A 22,731-nucleotide genomic window follows, 5' to 3' on the forward strand; every position below is an offset into this window, starting at 1 on the left:
GGGCCCTATTGTGCGGGGGGGGGTCCCGCCCCCTCGGGGGGCGGCCGCCCCGGTTCTCCCGCGCCCCCGGCCCCGCGCCGCCCCCCCGGCCCCCCCGGCCCCCCCCGCCCCCCCCCGCGGCGGGCGTCGACCTGGCGACTACACATGGAGCACGCTTGACTGCTTCCGGCGCGGAGCGGCGGGCCAGATGTTGTCTCAGGCTGCGGTCGTCGGCGGAGTGAGGAGATTCTGTTCGCCGAGCTTGGTAGCGATGAAGCTGAGGACCGCGCTGCGGTATCGCGCCTCGTCGAACTCACCGATGCGAGTCAAGGGTGCGGTGATGGTGCTGGGGCCCCAGCCGGGGATGTCCACCGTGACCTCCGCGGTTTCCGGCGGGAGGTACTCCGACAGGCCGATAGCGCGGATCGACGCTTCCAAATCTCGGCAGTAATCCAACTGTTCGACGCCCACCTTGAGGATGGACCGGACCAACTCACGGCGTGAGGAGTCGACCTCGGTCGAACCGGCCTTCGGGTATGGCGTGTCGATGCCGCCCCACTCTGCGAGCACCGCATCGACATCGACGGCGCGGGACTCCACTGAGACAGCCTCGGCGACGACGTCCCCACCGTAAACCAGGCCCATGTACTCCCTCACGGCCGAGTTGAGCTGCCGCTCGACCGTCTCGCCGACCTCATACCGGTTCGGGATCCCTTCGACCGCATACAGCTTGAACTCAGCCTGCTGCGGCAGCCTCTCCAGGAACCTCGACAGATCGACGGTAAACGGCAGCTCACGGCTCGGCATGTACTCGCGCAGCCCCACCGCATCGAACAACCGCTGGACCCTGCTCTCGTTGCTGCCGAAGTGCCGCCACCGCAGGGTGCGGGCGACGATGATCTGCTTGTCGGTTTCGATGGTCGGAACGGTCTTTTCGGTGGTCACTGATCGTTCACTTCCTGGCCTCAACGGCCACGGTTTCGGGGGGTGCGCCGGTCTGGCACACTCCGCAGGCCACAGACTCGGAAGACTGTGGCCTGCGGGACGTGTCAGAGCACTGGTATGCGGTGCCGTGCTGCGCGGCGACGGGAATCGGCATCCCGAGTGGGGGCTCCGCGGCCGGAATTCGGCCTAGCGGTGGGGCGAAGGGTGTGTCGGCGTGCGGGGCCGACGTCGGTGTCACAGCTTCGAGGTCTGGGGCGAGAACCGCGTGCGGCTCTCGCCGGACACGTTTGTCAGCGGGGGGCTGGGGCTCGCGTCCAGCCGCTGGGTTCGCAGCGGTAGAAGCGGTTGTCGATGCCGACGCGGTCGCCGACGGACAGTGATCGAAGCCACCGATCCCGATACCGTTCGGCGAAGTACGAAGTTCCGATGTTGAACCGCTGGAACTGCCGTTCAAGAATCACGTCGTCGGGGGTGCCGGGGGTGATATCGGAGTCGTGGTAGCTGAAGACCCGCTGCACGCACAGGCGGGCGGGGAAGCCGAGAAGAGCGTTGAGGAAGTCGTGGTGGTAGATGCGGATCAGCGGCCCGATGGGGCGGATGATGGCGGCGATCACATCGCGGGAAGCGCGAAAGAGGTCGAGCAAGGTGGCGAGGGTGTGGTGGCTGAGCGATTTCGGCGACATGCCTAACTCCGTGAGAGGTTGGGAGACAGACAGCCGGGCCGCCACGATGTGCTGTGGCGGCCCGGCTGGTGTGCGGTGAGGATCGTCAGGCGGCGCGACGTGATGCGCGCTTCGCGGGTTTCACGATGCCGAGTTCGACTCGGCAGGAGGTGCAGTAGCCGTCGGGGTGGACACCGGTGTCGCGGACGCAGCCGGTGCAACGGTCGCGCCGCAGCCCCTTACCGATCACCGGCCCGCGCTGGCGGCTGGGCTGGATGGTGAGTGGGCGTGCAGGCTGGGTGGCGTCCTGTCGCGGAGCCGCGGTGTCCGGGATCTCGGGGTGAGCCTGCATGAATGCCTGGATCGCCTCGGCGGTGACGCTGCCTTTGCCGCTTCGCCGCCACTGGTCGCGAAGAAGCGCCCGGGCCAGCATCGGGTATGCGCGGGCGAGGAACTCGCAATGAGCAGTGACCGTGTCGGTGTAGGTGAACCCTTCGGGCAGCGCCGGGATACCTGGGCGTCCGTCGGCGCGGCAGTACTCGCACAAGCCGTCGTCGCTGTGCTGCCGATCAGAACCGAGGCGGTCGAGGCTGGAACGCTCGATGAAGCACCACACGCACCGCCAGCCGGTGACCGGTGCCTTTGCGGCGTTGTCGTGATCGACTTCGAATCCGTCGCCGCGGTGTTCGGGGGCGTCGCGATAGTCGGTGCTGATCCAGATCCCGGTCCGGATCGAGGCCCTGCGCGTCGAGTCCTCGTCCACAGACGGCAGGGGACGAGCGTCGTAGTGGCTGTCGCTCAGCTGCGCCAAGGTCTCCTGGACCAGTTCAGGGTGGATCCGGCCACATTCGGTTGTGTGCCCGTCGGAGGGCTCGGCGGGATAACCGTCGCTGCGGACGGTGTCGGTGGCGCGTGTGTAGCGTGCGCTCTGACGTCGGTAGGCGTCGTTGATGACGTCGATGGTGTTCTCTGCACGGGCTGGGCCGGGCTTGGGTCGCTGGGGGCGCGGGTCATCGTGGATGGCGGCGTAGGCCAGCTGCTCGGTGACGTACTCGAGATACACGCGATCCCAGTGCTCGGCGACAACATCGGTTGGCAGAGCACGGCTGTGGCGGATTCGCCAGCCGGGGTCGGCAGTGAGCCGTTCGGCGCGCACCGCTGCCTCGGCTTCGGCGGCGATTCGGAACGGGCGCACGTAGTCGCGGGCAACGCGGATCGCGGCGTCGTCACGCGGGATCGGCCTTTCGAAGATGAGCTCGTTCTCGCGAGCGGTGTTCCGAGATCGGCGGGCACGCTCGAGGTTGGCTTGCCAATCGGAGAACAGGTTGCGCCGGAAGTACTCGGTCACGATCGGCGGTTCCACGGGCCGGTGAATGTGTGCGCCATGGACTGCGGCCCCGTGGCTGGTGAGCGAATATTCGTCCGGGTACGTCGGGCGCTGGATGATCCCGTCGCGTTCGAGCTCGGACAAGCGCACGCTGAGGGCATCCGCGACCACCTTCGGCAGGACCCGGCGCAGGTCATGAACCCGCCGGGTGCCGTGTGTGTCGAGTTCCCGCACGATCATGTGCCTGGCATGACGGCGAGCGCGGTCGGCGATCGCTTCGGGGGCATGGACTCGCCGGTCGGTCTCCGGCTTCGGCCGGGTACTCAACTGCGGGGCCCGGTAGGTAAAACGCAGTGACAGCCGCGGCAACTCCGCGACCTCCAGGCCGGTGTGGAAGATCGGTCCGAGGTCTTTGACGTAGAGGCCAGGATCAGTGGTGGGGATGCAGCTGCCGAGGCGCTGTTCGTGCTCGGGATGTGCCTTGCCATACAGCTCGAGCGCTTTGCGTGCCTCGTCGAACGGCACACGGCTGAAGCTGCGCACCAGCATGTTGAGGATGTGACGATCTTCCGGCAGCGCGAACGCCAGGGCGTGCGTCGCGTGTGCGAGTGCCGCTTCGCGACGGTGGGGCAGCAGCCAGTCGATCTCGGCGAGAGCCGCCAGGAACAGATTCTCATGGGGTGCGTCGAGCAGCAGGTTGCGGGACATGAGAGTGCTCACGTGATGTTGTCCTGTCTACGTGATCAGAGTGGAGATCACCCCGCCGGAAGAGGCAGCTTCCGAAGGGATGTTCGGCTGGTCGGGCGACCAGCCCGAGGGCGTGAAGCCAGGTGGGAGGACGACGTGCGGGAGGGAACGCGCGTCATCAGGGCGGCGGCGAATTTCCTGCGCTGATCCGTGAAACCGCCTCCTGCGGCCGCAACGACGCGCGTGGGGAAATTCGCTGACGACCGCGCGCGGGCCCGCACGCGCGGCGGCCTCCCAGCTGGTAGCCCTCGGATCGGGCTGGTCGCGCGACCAGACGGGCATCCCGCCTCTCGCAACCCCCTCCCACCGCAGCCCGGTGCCAACCGCCGCCTCTAGCCGGGCGACTGACCGTGCCAGCGCCTCGCCGACGCGAACACGGGTGGGGAATACCGGTGTTGCGGCGTATCCACGTGACGCGGGTTATCCACCGATGTGCCGGTGGCAGTTACCCTCCACGTTGTCGCGGATTCACATGCCATCGAATGCGACCCACCTGCCCGTGTGAGCGGCGAGGAGGCGAGCGCATGCTCACCCGCACGACGGGAACGGCCGGAGCGCGTCAGGTCAGCTTCGCCCTGATCGCGTAGTGGGCGATGGCCGCCGACCGCATCGCATGGGCAAGGGGCAGTGCTGTTGCGCTGGGGACGCCGAAGCGGCTCGTGATATGTGTGGCGACAAGGGTTCGCAGTCGCGAGAATTCCCTGGGCGGCAACTCGGCCACCAGGGTCGCTGCTCGTTGCGCGGTAACGAAACTGGCGAAACGCACAGGCCGGTGTTCGAGTCCCTTATCGTGCACGTAAAGAAGACACCGGCCGTCGTCTTCGACACGGATAACGGCGAATACCCGCGTCTTGGGAGTCTCCGGGCGAAAGCCGAGAGACCAGTGTGCCGGAAACCGAGCTTCGAATAGTTGAGGACCGGCTTGGGCGAACGGCAGCATAAGGCGTACCTTTCAATGGAATCTACTGGTGGACAACAAGCGACGGCGACGGCATCCGAGGCAAGGACCCGATGGGCCTCGACGAATTCGATGGATGTTCCGCTTTTCCGGATGTCGGGGAGTGTCCGCCTGTCGATGACGGCGTCTCCGGGAAGAAGAATGAGTTGCGCCGCAACGCCGTAGACGGGCGTCGGGGTGGGTAGCGGAGAGTTTCAGGCGCACGCAGAGTTGGGCGAGGGCGAGGTAGCTGCTACCGGGTGGTGCGCGCAGGCGGCGTCACCGCGCGGGCGGTTGTGTCCTCCCGCGACAACACGCGCGGCTGAGGGGAAGATTGAGAAACAGCCGTTATGCAATGTGCCCGGCACGAGACCGGGCACATTGGGTCGAGCAGGAGCCTAGCGACTCACCGCCGAGACGGTGCCCTGCCTGGCCTGCCGACGTCAACGCCTTCGACAGGACAGAAGAAGGCGGTGACGCCAGCCAGTGTATCGGCTTGCGCCCACAGCGGATGTGGTCAGTGCGACGGCAGCGGTGCGGCGTAGCTAGAACCCAGGCTCGCCCGCGCCATCACTGCTCCACGGATCGTCGCTGTGGGCACCGACACCAGCCAGTGCACTCGCGCGCTCGTTGTTGGCGTTCGAGCTGTGTGCGCCGAATCCGCCAGCACCGGAGTTGCTGCGAGATGTCTTGTTCACCTTCGCGGTGGCGTATCGCAGCGACGGACCGACCTCGTCGACTTCGAGCTCGACGACCGTGCGCTTCTCGCCCTCACGAGTCTCGTAGGAGCGCTGCTTGAGCCGCCCGCTGACGATAACCCTGGAACCGCGCACCAGCGACTCAGCGACATTCTCGGCGGCCTCACGCCAGATACTGCAACGAAGGAACAGCGCCTCGCCGTCCTTCCATTCGTTGCTGTTGCGGTCTAGCACCCGCGGTGTCGAGGCGACCGTGAAATTGGCGACGGCTTGACCAGCTGGTGTGAACCGCAGCTCAGGGTCAGCGGTCAGATTTCCGATGACAGTAATGACCGTATCGCCGGGCATCATCTGCTCCTTCGCGTCAAAGTTGCTGTATTCGAGGGATTGGCCGAAATGGCGCGCCCGGGCAACGGCGTGGCGGCACGACATCGGCGACCCGGCCCCTGACCTGGTCGGTGCCGTGGCGGCATTGCCGCGCTAGCGCGAGCCTGCGCGGTGAGCGCGTCCACGCTCGACCGCTATCGGGGCGGCGGAAGCGGCGTCAGCAAAGGTCGAGATCGGCGTGCGGGTCGGGGAAGGCTCGTCCTTCGATGTCACGAGCGCGCACGGTCTGCGCGATCCGCTCGCTCCACTGAGTGCGGCGTTGCGCGAGGTGGGCTCCGTGGAAGGTTGCCGATGCGACGTACCCCTCGACCATCGCACGGAAATCCGCGCGCTCGCCAGCACCCCTGCCTGCCTGTGCGAGGGCTTTGTCGAGGCGGTCGAGCCCGCGGCGGTAGTCGGCTGCGAATTCGCGGGCGCGTTCGTCGCCTTCTGCCAGGCGGGTGATGTATTCGTCGGCAGCGAGCACCGCGCGCGACTCTGCATCATTCGGCAGCAGGTAGTTGTCGCGGAATGCGTAGTGGTCGTCGTCGAAGTCGTAGATTTCAATTCCCGCGCTTTCCAGCACGCCTCTCATCAACGGTGCAGCGCCCTCACTCACCTTCGTCGGGTCCGTGTAGCTGCGGCGTATGTCGCAGCGTTGCAGGTCGGATTCGGTCACGAAACGAAGCTCCGGCAGGCTGGTTTCACCGAGGTCGATGGCCTCGAGCAGCTGCTGCGCTTGGAATCGCTCGATCGTCAGCAATCCACCGGTGTTGCCGAGTTGCTGGAGGACCGCCGCGCGGTGGGCACGCAAGTCGTCAAGCTGACGCCCAACATGTGTCCGGAAATCAGTTGCCTCCGAAGCCGGTATCGCGCGTTGTTCGCTGAGGTGCTGCGCGCATTCCTGCAACTCCTTCACAGTGCTGGCGTAGGTGCGCAGCGCCGAATCCAGGGCGTACCTGCTCGCGGTGCCCGGCCACAGCGGTGGGAGGTCAGTCGCACCGTTGAGGATGGCGTCGCGCCTGGCTCGTGCCAGCTGTTGATCGGCCGGTGACAAGACCGCCAGTTCGCCCTCGAACAACGTCCCGGTCAACTCCCGGTCGCGGTCGTAGAAGGCCCCCCAGCGGGCGGGGTCGAGCGCATACTCCAGCTGTTCGCGCAGTTGGCCTCGCTGATCGACGCCCGGATCGACGAGCACGGGCGCGTCAGTGAGCAGATCCAGATCGGTGACCTGCCAGCACAGGTAGTCGAGAACGAAAAGCACCGTGAGGCAGTCGCGATCGTGCACCCCCGCCGCGCGGAGCCGGTGCCGCAGCACCGCGCGCTCCGGACGTGAGCGAGGGATCACGAGTGTGTCCAGGGCCCGGGCCTTGGTGGTCTCCGGTATCTGGGCCCTTGTCAGGAGGTGGCGGGCGGCGGTCAACGCGGCACGTTCTCGTCTCCACCGCAAGACGTTGTGACGCCATCCCTGCTCGACCCCCACATCGAACCTCGAGTCCCTGGCGATCACCCGGGCATCGAGATCGATGAGCAGTCCGTGGTCGCGCTTGTAGCGGTCGACCAGAACATTCGCTGCCTGGCGAGCTGGCGCCGAATGCCGCCGCCACGCCACGAGTTTCCCCAAGGTCGCGGCGATGTCGCATTCGAGGTCGGGCCCTTGCGCAGCCTCGCCGAAGACATGGGCGGCATCCACCACATCCTCGAGGCTGGGTTTCGTAGCGGGCTGCTCGCCACCGGGTGACAGCGCAGTCCACACGAGCAGACACGCCATCTGCTGACGTTCTCCCGCCGGTCGCCACCCCGGGGCCAGAACCGGCCAGCGGCCTTCGTTGTCGGTGCGCGGGTCACCGGTCATCGCTCCGCGCGGCGTCGGGCTGTCCGCGGTGGAGCTGAGGGCTGAAAGCATGTGAATTCCCTTGATCGATCGGATGCTGTTGCGCTGTCTGAGGACTGGTCGACGACGGTCTGGCCTGATCGCGCGATCAAGTCGCCGGGACGATCAGGGGTCGGCGGATTGCGCCGAGCCCACCAGCGCGGGCGCTTCGAGGCCGAGGATGTAGTGAGGGTGCCGACGAAGTTCCAGAACCCCACCACTAAGGCGGCCGCAGCGATCGCGACGCACACCGCGGCCGTGAGCGCTGAAAGGTGATCACCGACCACAGGCGGCGCACCCCACCGTGCTCGAGCTGTAAACGGCGCACCGCCCGCAGTCGCTGCGGCATCGGTGTTGTGCATTCCGGCCGCGAAGTCGGGTTCGGGGATGCGCAATTGACGCGATGCGCCGAGCGGGAACGACCGTTGCCGTCAGGAGTGGGGCCAGATCGGCGGGACGTGGACCGACAGGGGCTCCATGCGGTGTGGTCGGTTATGGGTCCACGGCCGGAGCCGGTAGCGGCCAGGATGAGGTCAGGCGCGGTGCGCGGCCAGCAGCGACGGCAGTGTCGCGGCCGGTTGCCGACTGTCCCGGAATCGGGTCGCGAGTTCAGCGAGCGCGCCAGACGACCAATCCCCACAGTTGGCGAGCTGTTCCAGCAGCGACGCCTCCCGCTGCGCGTGCCTGTCGACCGGTGCGTCGGTGAAGTAAACAGCACGGTGCACACCGACACCGCGTGCGTTGTAGGTCGTGATCTGAAGGTGGTCGTCACGGCCATGGCCGAAGCCCTGGACATGGATGCGGGTGGCGGCGCGCTGGTCGTTGATAAACCGCAGCGCGGCGTCGGATTCGTTGCCTTCGTGCCGATGCGCGCAGGTGCCCAGCCCGACGCCGGAGGTCAATGCCACAGCGAATCCCTCATCGGTTGCGCGGCCCCAGTAGCGAGCGCCCGGCATGATCCCGGTGTCATCGACCGCCAGCGAGGTGAGCACGATGACCGCGGTGCCGGTGAGCCACTGCTCGACGTAGACAATGGGCCGCTTCCGGGTCAGCAGTCGCTCGACACGCTCCCATACCGGGGCCAGCGTGCCCGCAGCAGCGTATGCGGTGAATTCCTGCTGGCGTGCCCGGTCGGCGATCGCGATCACCGCGCCTCCCCGACGCCGGGTTCGGCCACACTCTCGTTGTCTGTGGGATCGGCTGCCGTGGAGATGATCTCGAACGGATCTGTTGGCAGTAGCATCAGTTTCCGGCCGTCGTCCCAACGGACGTCGATCTGACTGATAGCCGCGTATGTGGTGCGGACGACCGTTCCTTCCGCGCCGATCGGGATGGGGTATTTCTCGTCGGGCATGGTCCCGGTGATCTGTACGCGGTCACCCACTTTGGGTTCGGGCATGATGGTCGTCTCCTTCGTTCGCAGTGCGCTAGATGCTGGTGGCCACCAAAGAGAGGCCGGCTGCGTACCGGCGCTGGCACCCGATCCATGGCAGGCTCGTCGAGGCAACAGAATGTTCGAGCGCTGCGGCGGCGGCGGAGCGGGGATGTCCGGATGTACTGGCGGGGTCGGTAGCGGTTACGGGAAGTTGTCGGCGGCTGCCGTTTCACCTACCTCGGAGGCATGCGCTACACCCGGTTGCGGGACTCGCAGCCCCTCGGTCAGCGGTGAGGGGGTGGACGGGCACCGACACCGGCAGCGCGAGGTGGCCTTCGAGCACGAGCAGAGCGGCGTAGACGGATTCGCTGATCTGCGCGCGGTCCGGGCGCAGGGGGGTGGAGGCGGCTTGTACACGCACGCAGGCAGGTGATCCCCGGTCGAGGTAGGCCGGAACGAGACACCAACTCCGCCCGCGGTGAGCCCCGTGGTTGACAGCGGCCAGCGCATACAGCGGGTACGTGCTGTCGGCGGCGAGTGCCGGGGTCAGCTCATCGAACAACGGAACATGCGCTCCCCGCCCCGGGGGCAGCACGATGCTGCGCACATGACCGACGATGAGGACCTGCTCGTTGCTGGACGTCAAGGCCGCGCGGTAACGGTCATAGATGTTCATGCAGAATCTCTCCTCCTCACCGTGATGTGCTGCGGCGGCCGCGGGCAGGGCTGAAGCCAGGCTGGACCGCGAGCTCGGCGGGTGGAGCATGGATGTCGACCTGGACGCGCGTGCCGCTGCTGGAGTGGTGTACTGGTCGAACCACCTCGTCGTGAAGGGCGTTGGTGTGCTGCTTTGCGATGCGGGTGCCGCGGCCGCGCAGGCGGGGCGAATCACCGGTCCCGGCGCGCGCCGATGGGGGCGGCGGCGGTTGGCCGGGACCGGTGACTCTATTCAGGTGGCTTGTGCCGAGGCGATCGTCCTCGCCCAGCGTTCGAGGGTGTGGAAGTCGCTGTCACGCAACCCCACACGAGGATCGACATGATGCAGTAACGCCTGCCCGTCGTGGTGGTAGTCCACGAAATCCCGGTCGGGCGCGCCGAGTTCGTCATCGATCCACGCGAACGCTCGACCCGCGGCATGAGACACCAGATGATGGGTCTTCCAGAACGTTCTCTCCGGACCGGCGTCGTACATGGTGGGCCACTGCACCACCGGCAACTCGGGCAGCCCGAGCTTCGGCGCGATCCACGTGTTCGCCTCCGGACCCCAAGCCGTCGCCCAGGTCAACTCGTAGAACTCGGCCAACCGCAGCAACTGCTCGCCATGGGCAGGATTGAGCCAGACCCGCAGCGGCTTCGATGCGCCGCCAGGGCACGCTGCCGCGCGGGGCGAGCCAGCTGTCCGGTAGTACCGGAAAGTGGTGTAGCCCTCGGGGCGACGTTCGGGCTTGGCGTCGCATGGGTTCAGGGGGCCATCCACGTCGATGTACAACCGCGGTCGATTCATTCGCTGCTCCTTCCTGTGGACTGGGGGGCCATCGCCGCCGAGTTCGGATTGCTGCGTCGGAGCGCTGGCGTGTATCCGTGCGAGCTGTCATGAACACCGCTTCTCGAGATGCGACACACCTCTTCAAGGCAGGCCGAACAGCAGGGGGCGGGCGCGGTGATCGGCGATGGTGTCGCGCGGAGCGTCAGCCGTGAGAGACGCTGTGGAAGGTCCTCGCCGGAGGTGAGTTGCGTAGCAGCGGTCGGCTACGTGCGCGTCATCGGCGAGGTAGATGATTGCGCGGCAAGATCCGCCCGGGTCGCCGGAATTTCGCGTGAAAGTGCGGTTCAGTGCCAGCTGGGAAGGCTGATCGCGCGACGTAGCCAACGCAATCCTGGCATGGGTTGACGGCTACCTTCGGCGATGATGGATATGCGGGGGAAATAGTGGAAGGTCGGCGCGTTCTCCTGCTCGTCCGGATCGTCGCAATCGTCCACGTACCCGCCTTCGGTGAGGTGGCGTAGTTCATGCCCGGACGTGTGGGCCAGTGCGATCATGAACCGGGTCACCGCCTCCGCGCTGTCGGCTGTCACCTCGATACCCGCGTCCTTGTCGTGATCGTCGGGCAGGACACTGAGAATGCGAGCGTCCTCGGTCGCGGACTGTTTCATAGCGAGCCGAATATGATTGCTGGTGATCTCGAAAATCTTTGCTGCGCTTGGTTGCGGGCTTTCGGTGGCCCCTGGACCGGTAGAGCGTTTCCTGATCATCGCGGTGGCGTCCTTTCCTCGTGGCCGAAGGTCCACCCAAGGGCGGACAGGTGCAGGGTTCGTCCTCTGTGAGGCGGCAGGCTGATGTGAGCGCCGCAGGGTGGTCGGGGCACGCTGGGCATCGAGGTCGCCGGTCTGATGGACTGGTGTCTGGGGTTCGCGGCACCGCTACCTCTGGGTGGCAGAGGGGCGACATGCGCGTGGGTGTGCCGGAAATGAATTCGGGCACACCCACGACTGCTGCACAGAGGTCGAAGACCCACCGCCGTAGCGGGCGGTTCCATGCCGGGACTGCGGGCATGCGCGCCGCCCGCCAACAGGAAAGCTACCGCAGCGGCGCGCATCCAGTGTATCCGGACGAGCCGTCCGACGCGGCGACTGCTGGCTATGCCCGACCGATGCAAGCAAAGTTCGTCCTGCGCCGCGACATGCGTCGGTCGTCAGCTCCTACACCACCGCGCGGGCGACGCGGAACGGCGCCACGGTGCCGTTCAACCGTTGGGGGCAAGAACCGCGGGCAGCTGACAGCGAAGTAGCGGGCCATACGCTCAGATCCACCCTCGGGTTCCCTTCGGTCACTGTGCACCCCAGGCATGGGCACTCAGGGCTGGACTGCACACCAGGTTGCCCGTCGTGGCGCAATCGAGATCTTGGTCTCGGTCCACGTGCGGCGACACCGCACCCGGAATGGTCTGCACGTCACCCGGCGCGACCTTGAACTGTGCAGCCGGCGGCGCCAGCCCGAGCAACACAGCAAACAACGCTGACAACAACATGGACATCAACACTCCTGATCAATCGAGGTATCGAAGGTGGGCAGTACTCGCGGCCCTCCGCCACTGCCAGTAGCAGCGGAGTTCCTGATGCAGCGTGTCGGGCAAGTCGGTGATCCCCGCACGGTTCGGCGCAGTGAAGGTTTCCGTCGGTGACGCGGTCGCGCGAGTCGGCCACCAGCCGAACAGCTTCGGCGTGGCGTCGTAGGCTGTGTGCAGGGGACTGGCAAGGCAACGATCTGGTCAGTCAGGAGTCGAGATGGATGGCACATCAACGCCGCGGCGTGGAGGGCGGCGGCGGCCTGTTGTGGTCGCTGAGGAACTCGAGAAGCGGCGAACTCGCCGGGTGGAGCGCAATGCTGCTGCGCGTGAGCGCCAGGCGCGGATCGATGCCGCAGAGAAGCAGTACACGGAGGCATGGGCAGGCAAAAAGGTCGCCGAGAACGACCTCGCCGACGAGATCGGTGTCCTCCAGCAGCGGATCGAGGAGGCTCGCGCTCGTACCGCGGCGCAGATCGCTGAGCATCGCCGCCAGCAAGCCCTCGCCGCGGCCGCGATCCGCCGCGAAGGCTGCAATGTGGAAGAGTTGGCCGATATCCTCGACGTAAGCCAGAACGAGGCGCGACAACTACTCTCCGAAGCCCGCTCGCTCCAGCGACCCGAGGCGGACGCAGTCGACACCCGCCAGCCACGCGAGGACCACGTGGCAGTTGAGTCCATCCCCGCCGCAAATACGGCTACAGCCACAGGTCAGGACGTGACCGCGACATCGGAACCCCATGTAACCCGTCACGCATTCGAATCGGTCTCGGGCGAGCTCGATCCGAACGACGGAATAGCGGACCGGGCCAGCAGCGAGAGTCCACCGCGATCCCTCCAAGCGGGCATCGCCCGAGGGCGGGAGCCGCGCAGCCCGCGCTGACGCAAGTACCTCCCCACATACTCCTGCGGTCCTCCATCGTCTCCGATCGAAGGCGGAGGACGCGGTGGGGAGGGTCACGGCGAGCGCTGGCGCCTGGGGCGTCTACGGGCGGTAGGCGGCGGCGATCGTCGTCGTGCGGCGAGCGAGGTCAACGGTGATCACGGGCATGCCATAGCAGTAGCGGCGCAACGCCGAGACGGTGCCGCCTGCGGTGATGCGCGGATCACGAACCGCGACAACAGCATGCGCATCACCGATCAGTAACTGGTTGCGGACCCCGAAGAACCGCCTGTCGGCGTGGTCGGCGACCAGCACCAACCGCGCCAGCCTGTCACAGATGCTGGCGTGGTCGGCCTGCTGCGTCTGGGTCCATCGCGCGCTCTGCGTGGGAAACGGCTGATAGCCCCACACATTTAGACCGGCGGCGAACGCGGCCTCCGCCCACCATGTATCGGCACCCGTCGCGAGCCCGCTCGACGCTGTCCGGGTGACGTGGTGGTCGCGGAGCTTGACCACGATTCGTTCCAGTTCGGCGCGAACCCAGCAGTGGGCGTCGGAAGAAATGAGATGCTCACGGTGCCCGGTGAGCGCCACCCGTGGCCATCGGTCGCTCGGGTCGCCGCGCAGCTCGCCGCGGACCTGCATCAGGGTGCGCCCGAGCATGTTCGCTCCAGCGGGCGTGACGAGACCGGGCCGCAGGCAGCGGCCCCAATAGTCGTCGTTCCAGTCGTTGCCTTCGATGAGCAGTTGGTCTCCGGTGGACACCAGCAGGTCGCGAAGTCGAGGATCACGCGTGAACTTGTCGCGCAGTATCTCGGCCATCACGGCGGGCTTGACCTGCTCCCAGTCCGGGCGCAGCGGCAGCTGCCGACCGAGCTTCTTGGCTTCACCAGGGGTCGCCGCCGCCTCGATCTGCTCCACCCACCGCGGGTTAGTGGTCTTGGCCGCCGCGAAAGCATGCTCGGCGGTGGGAAACCACACGTCGGCGTATTCGGCTGGATAGTCACTGAAATTCGACAGATACTCGTGTTCACCGCGGAATCTGTCGATCACCATCGCCCGGCTGCGAGTAGCCATGCCTGCACTGTCCTCTCGATATCCGACAATCCTGATGCGTCCGCTCCGGCTGTGACCGTGGTCGCCGGTCCAGCCACGGCCTGTGTCGCTCGGCACGATGTGTTGACACCGTCGCTGGCGCGGACACCGCTGTGGGCCTGGGTGTGGGCCATGGCGGGCCGCAGTCTCGATCGCATTCACCGATTAGGTCGTCACCGTTGACGGAGGGTCGCGTGCCCCCAACCGCGGTCGGCAGTTGACGGCTGTGGCGACTGGCCTCAGGCGTAGACGTGGTCGGCCCGGACGCGGGGTGGCAACGCTGTCGGACCGTGTGAGGCCGATCGAGACGCGGTCGTTGCAGGACGGCAGGGACCGGTCTTGGTCCGCCAACGGCGGCGGGCGGGCAATTCCGTCCCGGGTGATCCGGAACGAGCGAGCGTCGGCTAGGTGGTCGGCCGTTGAGGTTGGGCACGAAGCGCCAGCGCCGCGGCGACGTCATGCTTGTCTGGGATGTCGCCACCCCGCAGGTCGCGGATGGTCCACGCCAGCCGCAGGATTGAGTCTGCGCCGCGTGCGGACAACGATCCGGCGTGCAGCGCGGCTTCTATCGCGGTGGTCGTCGCGGCTGGAAGCCGAAATTGCTGCCGCAGAACGGATCCGGGTACATCGGCGTTGCGGACGTACCCGTATGACTGCCATCGCTGGGCGGCCGCGTCGCGCGCGGCCATCACCCGTTCCCGCACTACTGCGCTGGGTTCGGTGTCCGCCTCGCTCAGCGCAGCGTCGATAGGGTCCAGCGCGATCCAGATGTCGATGCGGTCAGCCCACGCACTGGTCCGCCATGCGCGATGGCGGCGGCCGCTCACCGGTTGGCACCGGCACTCGGCGTCGGTGGGAGCGTCGCAGGGACACCAGGCAGAGGCGGCGAGCATCTGCACTCGTGCTGGGAAGGCGACAGTGCGTCCGCGGTGGCCGAGCACGACTCGCTGGTGATCGCAGACAGGTGGCAGGCTGTCCAGCACACGCGACGGCCACTGCGCAGCGTCGTCGAGGAACAAAACACCGTGGTGAGCGCGAGCGGCCTCCCCGGCTCGGGCCATGGATGAGCCACCGCCGAACATCGCCGCGACGGACGTTGAGTGGTGGGGCGCGCAATAGGGCGGCAGCAGGCTGAGGGCCGGTTCGCGCGGTGTTGCTGCCGTGGAGTGCACCGCGGCGACTTCCAGTGCCTGATCGCGGGTCAACGGCGGCAGAATCCCAGGCAGGCACTGTGCGAGCAGAGTCTTTCCGGATCCGCTGGGCCCGAGTATCGCCATGTGGACTCCACCCGCGGCAGCGATTTCCAACGCCCGCCGGGCATCGGGGTGGCTTGCGAGGTCGGCAAGATCGGTTCTCGGTGCCGGGTAGTCGTAGCGGGCTGGTGCGGGGGTGGGCAGGCTGCGTTCGTCGCGAAGCCACGCGATAACCGTCCGCAGGTCGGGTGCGCCCAGTACCTCGATGCCCTCGACCGCGGCGACCTCGTCGAGTGCTTGTTCGGGGACCACGACCACGGGATGGTGGTGGCGGCGCGCGGCCAGGACCGCGGGCAGTAGTCCGGCGCAGCGACGCAGTCGGCCATCGAGGCAGAGCTCGCCGAGGAACACTGTGCGGCGTGTGCGCTGTGGGGGAAAGACGTGGGCGGCATCGAGAATCGCCGCCGCGACCGCCAGGTCGTGGATGCCACCGTTCCCAGGGTGATCATGCTCGATTGCCAGAATTATCCGGCGGTCGGGCAGCTGCGTGCCTGCGTTCATGATCGCGGCCCGTACACGATCTTTTGTTTCGGCCAGGCCGCTGGCCGCGGTGACGGTGATCGAGGGCAGGCCCTGACCGATGTCGGCTTGCACCCCGATGATGTCCCCCCGTACACCGGTGACGGCGACGGAGTAACTGCGTCCCAGACCCATCAGTACACATCCCGCAGATAGCCGGTGACACTGTGGGCGCATTCCTGTCCGGATCCGAGCGCGACGTGGGAGACCGCGACGATATCGAACCGAAGGTGCAGGGGCGCAACGGGTTGTTGGGCGGCCCAGCACCGCCCGGCCTGGGGCCACAGCACTCGATCCGAAAGGCCCATCACCTGGGTGGTGTCGGTGGGCAGTTCCCCCTCGTGCACGATCACGTTAACGGTGTCCGGTTCGCGCGAAGCGATCAGGTGGAAGTGTTTGTGGTCGGTCGGCATGTTGGTGGCGAGGACCTGCATGCCGACGCCCTGCATGAAGTCCGCAGCGACGCCGATGGCGTGTGGTGATGGGATCTGTGCGGGGGATGTGTCGCCCACGCTGTGTCTCCTTCGAGTCGAGACAGTCGCCGCCGACACCGGTGCCATGCCGACGGATATGGTCAGGGTGCTGCCACCGCTACTGCCTGGTGCCGCGCGCAGCCAGGGTCCTGCGTCCAACCGGTCCGGCCGATGGGACGCCATCGCCGACTACAGCGCTCCGGTGAGGGAGCGGCGACGGATCTCGAGCCTTCCCAGCATCACCGCGCGGTATGCGGCTGTCATCGGCCACGGACTGTCGAGGAGCCGGCTGCGGGCAGGCGGCGGTGTCGGTGGTCCCGGCTGGTCGTAGTGAGGGCCGCAGCCAGCGTCGCGCGGTCCTCACCGGCGCCGCAGCTCGCGCCGCACCCACCCCGCTGGCAGCCAGGCGGCGCGGTGCGTTGCGGGTACGCGGCACGCTGGGCACAGGAGTGGGCGGGTGGCGTTGGGCGGTGAGGATTCTTTTGAGACAGAGCAATCGCTTCTCGTAGCGCTGGCCGTAGAGGTCTGTGCGCCAGCACCGCATGGCGCGGGGCGCGCCGCAGTGCGAGCAGGGGATCTGCAGAGCGAGGTCGTGTGCGGCCTGGTCTTCGGGTCTGAGGCGGACATGGTGGTCTGGCGGGAGCGGGACGGGTGGGTCGTCACGGATCATCGGTGTTCTCGCAGAGAAGTAGTGCGGGTTCGCTCGGCAGGCGGGCTGGTGTCGAGGCCGGTGTTGGGTCGAGCTGTCCGTTCACGGGGCGGGCCCGGCCAGCGGCGTGCTGGTCTGCGGTCGCGGGCACTAGTTGCCTGCCATGTCGCCAGCGGTGGAAGGTAATGCGGTCCCCGACTCTGCTGGCCGTGGTAGAGGAAGGCGCCGACGAAGGTTGTCGGTCGCCGCAGGCGGCGGGCGAGGGCGTTGATGTCCTGATGGACTCGCCGGAAGGTGGCGCCGGTGTCGATGAAGTCATCGACGAACAACCACTGGCTGCCGAGAAATCCTTCCGTCCTGCACGAGGTGTGCCGGTGGTGGCCCGGGGTGCGGACGAGGACGAATCCGACGTCGAATTCCCGGGCCAGCGCGGGTAAGACGAGAGCACCGGACAATCCTGTGCCGACGAGGGTGTCGAAGCCTACGGTGCCGCGGCGGAGTTGGCGGTGGGCGGTGGTGAGGATGGGTGTCAGGTCGAACGCGGCCCGCAGATGCGGCGAACCCACCCAGAGCAGGTCGGCGCCGCTCACGGCGAGGCCTTCACCGTTGGCGCGCGCCGCCCGATGCCCGGCGGCGTCGGTCGGGTCGCTGATCTGAAGTCACAGGTCACGACTTCGGTGGCGGGCGGGCGATGGTGCCAGAGATCGTCGTAGAGGGAGGTGTCGATGCCGACGTTCGGTCCCAGAACGATGCCCGTCGCGTGCGTGAAGCGTTGATACTCCGGATCACGGTCGTCGGCGCGGTACCGGCCGCTGCCGCTATAAGTGAACGGCGCCGACGATTGGGGAACCAGAAAGACACCACGCTCGGCCAGTCGCGACGCGGCCGCGATGACGTGGTACTCGAAACGGCGACCGCGGAATCCGCCCGTGGTAGCCGAACCCGCACCGGCTCCGAAGGGAGGGTTGGCGATCGCGGTGTGGAATTGCCGCGGCATCGAGGCCGCCAAGCGCAGCACGTCCTGGCAATACCAGCGGGCTTCGGGCAGCACTCTGCGGCCGACGCGGACGTACTCGCGGTTGCGCTCCACACACACCAACGTCCGTGGAGGGTCACCGGGCGCAGCGTCGCGATAGGGGAATGTCAAGTTCCCGATGCCGGCGCACAAGTCGATGATGCGTGTGCCGTGGACATGGTGCTTGAACTGTGAGGCCAGCGGCAACGGAGTGAAGAACGCGGCGTCACACACTTGGCGCGGGCTGGTGGAGCTGCGGTAGTTGTCGAGGACGAAACGTTTCTCCTCCTCGGTGAGATCGCGTGAGAGGTCCACCAGGCGCAGTGCCTCGCGGTGAGCGGCTTCCGCCCTTCTGGTGAGTTTGGTCATCGTGGATTCCTCGGTGAGCGGCCGACCCCGGCGGACGGTCTTTCGCCGCCGCCGCCGCCGCACGACCGCGCCGCGCAGGAGGGGACTGTGCCGATGTCAGCCGGTGCGGTGAGCAGCAGACGGGAAAAGGTTGTGGCGCGGCAGTGTTCAGCGGCGCCGACGAAGTATTCGGTAGAGATGGGGCAGCAGCATGAGCCAGAACAACGGGATTGCGGCAAGGACGAGCCCTACCGGCCAGGTGATTGAAGACATCAGCAAGGTGAAGGATGTGAGGGGCTGAGCCGGGTCGTGGGTCAGTGAGTCGGTATTCCAACGGCTTTGGGTCGAGCGTCGGGTTGCCGCGGCGCGTCACCGGGTTGTTTGTTCGTACGGCGGCGGAGTCGGTGGACGAGGTGTTGGCAGGGCGGGCTGGGAGGCCGGGCGCGTCGATTCACCGACGAAGTAATCGGCGGGAGGCGACCAGGTGTCGGGCGGGTGATGCTGCCATGCCTGGCGGATGACCTGCTCGTCCACATCGTGGCCGCCGTGTCGTGCGCGGCGGGCGACGCCTGCGATGCAGGTGTCGAGGGAGGCGTGTACGTCGATGACAACGCAGTCGATGCCGCGCGTGCGGGCGAGGTTCTGCCAGCGCTGGACGTGGTCGGGTTCAAGGTTGGTGGCGTCGATGACGACGTTGTAATCCCGGTCGAGATGCTCGACGCACTCCCGCATTTCCAGCTCGCTGACAGTGTCTTCTTCGCTGTCACTAAGGCGCCCCTGGCGGTGAAACTGTTTGGCGCGGATGGTGTCTCGGCAGACGATGGCGGTTGTCGGGGTGCTCGAGGCAAGCTGGGCGGCCAGCGTCGACTTGCCCGCGCCCATCAAGCCCCGCAAGACGATGATCAAGCTCCCACCCGGCGAGTTCAGCGCAGCGGTCATCAAAAGATTCCTCCCATCTGGAATGTGCGTGTTTCCCTCTTGCCCGGGCAGACTCCGGCACCACACTCAGAGGCCGAGCGCCGACGCTTCTAACCACCATGGATCGCTAACTCGTCTGTGCCGTAGCGGGTTTCACTACGCCGCCCGGTCCGGGCCGCTTGATGCGGTCGACGGGGCGGTGACGGGCTCGGAGTGGTGGAGGCATTCACCACGGCGCGGCGATGACTGCGGGGCCCTGAAGGTCCCGACACCGCTGAGCGATACCGGCGTCGAGCATGGTCGATGGCTGACAGTCGGGCTTCTCACCGGCGCAGTGATGGCCGGTCGGGGCGATGCTCGATCTCAGATGAGACCTCGTCGGATCGCGTAGCGGGCGATGGCTGCTGCGGGCATCGCCTTGGTCACCCGCGCACCGATGTCGGGCACCTCGTCGTCACGGAAATCCTCAGCGATGTGGTCGGCCACATCGGCGCGCAGCTGGGCGAAGCGGGCCGGTGACAGTACAGCGACGACATTCGCGGCATGGTGCGCACCGGTGAAGTCTTCGAAACGCACCGGGCTACGGGTAGGACGCTGGCCAGGCTGATCATGCACATACAGCAGGAACTCACCGGTGCGATCCGCTCGGATGACAGCGAAAACTTTTCTCCGTGTGCGGCGCCGCCGAATGGCCCGTCTCGACGTAGATGGCCGGTTCAGCCGGAGGCGTGCTTCGAAGCGGCCGGGGTTGACTTGCTCGAATACCAGCATGGCGGTGACCTTTCGGCGATGGATACTGTGACAGCGGGCCTTAATTCCTCGACGCCGAGGCAAGGCTCGCAAAGGATGGAAAACCGTTGAAACGTCCGTCTGCGAAGCTCGCAGAGATATCCGTTCCTCATCTCGCGCCTCGTGTGGCAGCACGCGGGCGAAGGCCTCCGGGCAGAAAACTGTCATCCACTCGAACCGTCATTGGACCGCACCCGGCGCCGCCGGAGGTATCTGAATGAGGGCCATCCATGAGCAATGTATGCCGGAGTGCAACGCATGCATCGGTTTCCGGCTCAGACTCGACCATCAGCACGGTGTCAGTCGGCAGGTAATGACCAGGCGTCGGCACCACGTATTCGTGCACGCGAATCGGAATTTTCGTCGGCTTCACGCAGACACGCTGACCGACCTCGAACATAACGCCTCGCCCGCTTCCGTCTTGCCGCCGCCGTGGACGGACGCCAGATAGTCGCGCGCCTGCCTTCCCACGCCATCCATTCGGCACCAATCCGTCTCCGCACGCTCATAGCGACTCAGAGAGGTGGTGACGTGGTAGCCCGACCGCACGATCCATCCACAGCGGCACCACGTCTTGTCAACCGCGGAGTTGTAAAGATGCCCCGCATGTCGCGTATCGATGCAGCGGTAACGCCGCTCTATCCGTTGCGCATCAATCGACAGCAACGGGAACGGCGCGACAATCGGCACCATATGAGTGCCAAGCGTTTTCACGTATAGCTGACCATCAATCTCGACCAGAATTACGCCACCCTGACTGAAGGTAGCAGCGCCACCAGTGCCTGGGCGGCCTGCACACGCCGGAACGCGGATCCGTCGTCAGGTTTCGCGCCCTCGGCGTGCCAGCACTGCCAGTAGCGCTTGTCGTAGTTGAACGCCCTACCGAGCGCGCCTTGCATTTCACCGTGCTCGTGGCGTCCGAATCTAGACCAGTACTCCCCGAACGCAACGGCCTCGAAGGCGCCGAGAAACGGGCCGATATCGTACGCGTACGCCGTCGCCCGCGCCCGCTCGATGACAGCCATGTTCCCGAACATATTCAACCTCTTTTACTCGTCACCGAGAATGAAGAACGTCTTGCCCAAGGCTTCGATCAGGTCCCGGATCGGCTCGAAACGCTCGAACCCCTGATCGGTCGTGACCCAAAGAAGCGCGTCTCGAACGTCGCGCCCCGGCATGTTCGCGCCGTTCTCGTCGCCGATCCGCCGCGCAGTGCCGAACACCGGCGCGCTACCGTCAACAGCGAATCCCACTCGCGAATTCGACTGCGCCGCAGCGATCAGCCGGCCCAGACTGGCCGCGTCATGAAGAGTCAGAATTGACACGCTGAAACCTCCCAAGTTTCGGACTCGCACTGATTTAGCGTGGCAGCTGGGCCATCGCACGTCTGTGGCCCGCTGTCACGGCGACACTTCACATCTCGCCGCTGAACTCCCTCCGAATGGTTGGAGTATTTCAGTTCGTCCACAGTCCATAGCCACTCGGTAATGCGGTCGCAAGCGGGGCAGTAGTGTTCTTCCACGCTGTCGTATTTTCTGGCAGCCGACATCGCGGCTTTCTTTCTCGGCGAATCGGAGGCGTATGCGATCACCGTTCCAACGGTCACGCCGTTCCCGACGGTGTCACAGACCCGTGATCGGGGGCAGGTTGATTCGCGAGTCCGAGGTCAGGATTTCGTGTCGCCGGCGGGTGCAGGCGCTGGCGCAGGCAGGGCGGATTGCAGTCGGGCGAGATCATCGGTCGACAGGTCGCCGGGGCCGTCGATCTGTCGACCCAGCTGCTGCGCGGCCCAACCAAGGACACCCGCCGAGTCGCGCCCCAAGGCGGTGGCGGCCGATTCAAGGAGCTGCTGGGCAGGGGAGGGGTCGGTGGTTGCGGCACGTCGGCGGGTCACGGTGCGTGGTGTCCGTTGCGCTGCCGGGGCAGTAGCCGCTGCGGTGTCCGCGGACGCTTCCTCGGTCGGCCCGGAATCAGGCTCCGCGGTGGAAGTCGGTGCCGACGCCCGGCCGGCCTGGGGGGCGGCGGGCGTGTCGCCGGTAGCCTCTGTCGTCGCAGCCACGGTGGTGTCCGACGAAATCCGGGGAGCGCCGAGCACCTCGACGGTGTTGCGCGGTGTAGCGGGCTGGCCGAGGCTGTCGGAGTGGGCGCTGGTGGGTTCGTTGGCGGTGGCAGTGCTGTCGGCCAGCTGTAGCCATCCCAGTTCGTCGGGGAACAGCCGCCGCCAAGCGTCGGCCTCGGCGCACTTGGCCAGCATGTGCCGCGGCATCTTCGCCCACCCGCGGGAAGGGTCGCCGCCGATGGTGGTCTTGACGAACTCGTCGTAGTGCACGACCCCGACGACGGTTTCGCGGCGTCCGTCGGAGTGCACGGCGGTGATCGTGTACTTCGCCGCCACCGGCGGGGTGTCGTAGGGCCAGGCCTGCACCCAGTCCCGCGCCCGGTCGTCGTAGAACAGCGGTTCGGATGTCTCGAGACGCACGCCGCGGTCGTGGGCGGCGCGGTGTCCCAGGATCCGGAAGCCGTGGATGGAGGTTTCCACCGACCACCGCTGCTCGATCTTTTCCTGCCCCGACACGGTGGTCACTACTTCTATGCGGTGCAGCAGCCGGATCTGTTCGCGGAAGGGGTCCAGTCCGCTGGTGACGGCGGCGTGGAACAGCAGGTTGAGCGCGGCTTCGGGCGGATGGTCCCGCCACCGCGCGGCCTGAGCGAGGGCTTGGATCTGGGTGCGGGTGAATGTGGTCTGCCCGGGGGTGATGGCCAGCGGTGAGCGCGGCACGGCGGGTGGGGGTGCGGACATGGAGCGGGGTGTCCC

Annotated in this window: 24 protein-coding genes; 1 reads left to right on the top strand and 23 read right to left on the bottom strand. The window is 66.7% G+C overall.

The genetic code is table 11. The annotated features are described in order from the left end of the window. Window positions 1-195: 195 nt before the first annotated feature. The 12 genes from ACFV2O_RS23370 to ACFV2O_RS23425 form a co-directional block, all read right to left on the bottom strand. Complete coding sequence (locus tag ACFV2O_RS23370; RefSeq protein WP_379253624.1) at window positions 196-816, bottom strand: hypothetical protein; 621 nt, start codon at window positions 814-816, stop codon at window positions 196-198. Between the two features lie 398 nt (window positions 817-1,214). Continuing rightward, entirely contained in the window at window positions 1,215-1,607 is a 393-nt protein-coding gene (locus tag ACFV2O_RS23375) for a hypothetical protein (protein ID WP_379253625.1), read from the bottom strand. An 85-nt stretch (window positions 1,608-1,692) separates the two neighbouring features. Next, complete coding sequence (locus ACFV2O_RS23380) at window positions 1,693-3,633, bottom strand: winged helix-turn-helix transcriptional regulator (RefSeq protein ID WP_379253626.1); 1,941 nt, start codon at window positions 3,631-3,633, stop codon at window positions 1,693-1,695. 586 nt (window positions 3,634-4,219) lie between these two features. After that, complete coding sequence (locus ACFV2O_RS23385; RefSeq protein WP_379253627.1) at window positions 4,220-4,600, bottom strand: hypothetical protein; 381 nt, start codon at window positions 4,598-4,600, stop codon at window positions 4,220-4,222. A 542-nt stretch (window positions 4,601-5,142) separates the two neighbouring features. Next, on the bottom strand, window positions 5,143-5,643 hold the full coding sequence (locus tag ACFV2O_RS23390; protein ID WP_379253628.1) for a single-stranded DNA-binding protein: 501 nt from the start codon (window positions 5,641-5,643) through the stop codon (window positions 5,143-5,145). Window positions 5,644-5,839: 196 nt separating this feature from the next. Then, complete coding sequence (locus ACFV2O_RS23395; RefSeq protein ID WP_379253629.1) at window positions 5,840-7,357, bottom strand: hypothetical protein; 1,518 nt, start codon at window positions 7,355-7,357, stop codon at window positions 5,840-5,842. Between the two features lie 710 nt (window positions 7,358-8,067). Then, a complete protein-coding gene (locus ACFV2O_RS23400; RefSeq protein WP_379253630.1) occupies window positions 8,068-8,682 on the bottom strand; it encodes a hypothetical protein in 615 nt (204 codons plus the stop codon). Then, window positions 8,679-8,933 carry a DUF4314 domain-containing protein gene (locus ACFV2O_RS23405; protein ID WP_379253631.1) on the bottom strand — a complete coding sequence of 85 codons (255 nt, stop codon included), beginning with the start codon at window positions 8,931-8,933 and terminating at the stop codon, window positions 8,679-8,681. The genes ACFV2O_RS23400 and ACFV2O_RS23405 overlap by 4 nt, the downstream gene beginning before the upstream one ends. 205 nt (window positions 8,934-9,138) lie before the next feature. Then, entirely contained in the window at window positions 9,139-9,585 is a 447-nt protein-coding gene (locus tag ACFV2O_RS23410; RefSeq protein ID WP_379253632.1) for a hypothetical protein, read from the bottom strand. 273 nt (window positions 9,586-9,858) lie between these two features. Beyond that, the gene (locus tag ACFV2O_RS23415; RefSeq protein ID WP_379253633.1) at window positions 9,859-10,413 is read right to left on the bottom strand and encodes a hypothetical protein; all 555 of its coding nucleotides are present in this window, start codon (window positions 10,411-10,413) and stop codon (window positions 9,859-9,861) included. A 326-nt stretch (window positions 10,414-10,739) separates the two neighbouring features. Then, window positions 10,740-11,063, bottom strand: coding sequence for a hypothetical protein (locus tag ACFV2O_RS23420; RefSeq protein WP_379253634.1), 324 nt, complete (start codon window positions 11,061-11,063; stop codon window positions 10,740-10,742). Window positions 11,064-11,737: 674 nt separating this feature from the next. Beyond that, window positions 11,738-11,944 (bottom strand): hypothetical protein, encoded by a 207-nt coding sequence (locus tag ACFV2O_RS23425; protein WP_379253635.1) that lies wholly within the window; start codon window positions 11,942-11,944, stop codon window positions 11,738-11,740. A 250-nt stretch (window positions 11,945-12,194) separates the two neighbouring features. On the opposite strand from ACFV2O_RS23425, the gene ACFV2O_RS23430 reads away from it, so the two are divergent. Then, on the top strand, window positions 12,195-12,857 hold the full coding sequence (locus ACFV2O_RS23430; protein WP_379253636.1) for a hypothetical protein: 663 nt from the start codon (window positions 12,195-12,197) through the stop codon (window positions 12,855-12,857). Between the two features lie 102 nt (window positions 12,858-12,959). Here the strand turns inward: ACFV2O_RS23430 and ACFV2O_RS23435 are convergent, their stop codons facing one another. From ACFV2O_RS23435 to ACFV2O_RS23485, 11 genes are all read right to left on the bottom strand, one after another. Then, on the bottom strand, window positions 12,960-13,934 hold the full coding sequence (locus ACFV2O_RS23435; protein ID WP_379253637.1) for an NADAR family protein: 975 nt from the start codon (window positions 13,932-13,934) through the stop codon (window positions 12,960-12,962). Between the two features lie 422 nt (window positions 13,935-14,356). Continuing rightward, window positions 14,357-15,859, bottom strand: coding sequence for a YifB family Mg chelatase-like AAA ATPase (locus ACFV2O_RS23440; RefSeq protein WP_379253638.1), 1,503 nt, complete (start codon window positions 15,857-15,859; stop codon window positions 14,357-14,359). After that, a complete protein-coding gene (locus ACFV2O_RS23445; protein ID WP_379253639.1) occupies window positions 15,859-16,236 on the bottom strand; it encodes a hypothetical protein in 378 nt (125 codons plus the stop codon). Before ACFV2O_RS23445 ends, ACFV2O_RS23440 begins: the two co-directional genes overlap by 1 nt. Window positions 16,237-16,863: 627 nt before the next feature. Beyond that, complete coding sequence (locus ACFV2O_RS23450) at window positions 16,864-17,436, bottom strand: phosphoribosyltransferase (RefSeq protein WP_379253640.1); 573 nt, start codon at window positions 17,434-17,436, stop codon at window positions 16,864-16,866. Next, window positions 17,433-18,230 carry a methyltransferase gene (locus ACFV2O_RS23455; RefSeq protein WP_379253641.1) on the bottom strand — a complete coding sequence of 266 codons (798 nt, stop codon included), beginning with the start codon at window positions 18,228-18,230 and terminating at the stop codon, window positions 17,433-17,435. The genes ACFV2O_RS23450 and ACFV2O_RS23455 overlap by 4 nt, the downstream gene beginning before the upstream one ends. A gap of 348 nt (window positions 18,231-18,578) precedes the next feature. Then, on the bottom strand, window positions 18,579-19,148 hold the full coding sequence (locus ACFV2O_RS23460) for an AAA family ATPase (RefSeq protein ID WP_379253642.1): 570 nt from the start codon (window positions 19,146-19,148) through the stop codon (window positions 18,579-18,581). A gap of 342 nt (window positions 19,149-19,490) precedes the next feature. Beyond that, window positions 19,491-19,703 carry a hypothetical protein gene (locus tag ACFV2O_RS23465; protein WP_379253643.1) on the bottom strand — a complete coding sequence of 71 codons (213 nt, stop codon included), beginning with the start codon at window positions 19,701-19,703 and terminating at the stop codon, window positions 19,491-19,493. 582 nt (window positions 19,704-20,285) lie between these two features. Next, complete coding sequence (locus ACFV2O_RS23470) at window positions 20,286-20,630, bottom strand: hypothetical protein (protein ID WP_379253644.1); 345 nt, start codon at window positions 20,628-20,630, stop codon at window positions 20,286-20,288. A gap of 29 nt (window positions 20,631-20,659) precedes the next feature. Further along, window positions 20,660-20,941 (bottom strand): hypothetical protein, encoded by a 282-nt coding sequence (locus ACFV2O_RS23475; RefSeq protein ID WP_379253645.1) that lies wholly within the window; start codon window positions 20,939-20,941, stop codon window positions 20,660-20,662. A 24-nt stretch (window positions 20,942-20,965) separates the two neighbouring features. Further along, entirely contained in the window at window positions 20,966-21,241 is a 276-nt protein-coding gene (locus ACFV2O_RS23480; RefSeq protein WP_379253646.1) for a hypothetical protein, read from the bottom strand. A 341-nt stretch (window positions 21,242-21,582) separates the two neighbouring features. Then, window positions 21,583-22,716 (bottom strand): recombinase RecT, encoded by a 1,134-nt coding sequence (locus ACFV2O_RS23485; RefSeq protein ID WP_379253647.1) that lies wholly within the window; start codon window positions 22,714-22,716, stop codon window positions 21,583-21,585. Between the last annotated feature and the right edge of the window lie 15 nt (window positions 22,717-22,731).

The sequence above is a fragment of the Nocardia sp. NPDC059691 genome (assembly GCF_042733915.1).
GTDB classification, from domain to species: domain Bacteria; phylum Actinomycetota; class Actinomycetes; order Mycobacteriales; family Mycobacteriaceae; genus Nocardia; species Nocardia sichangensis.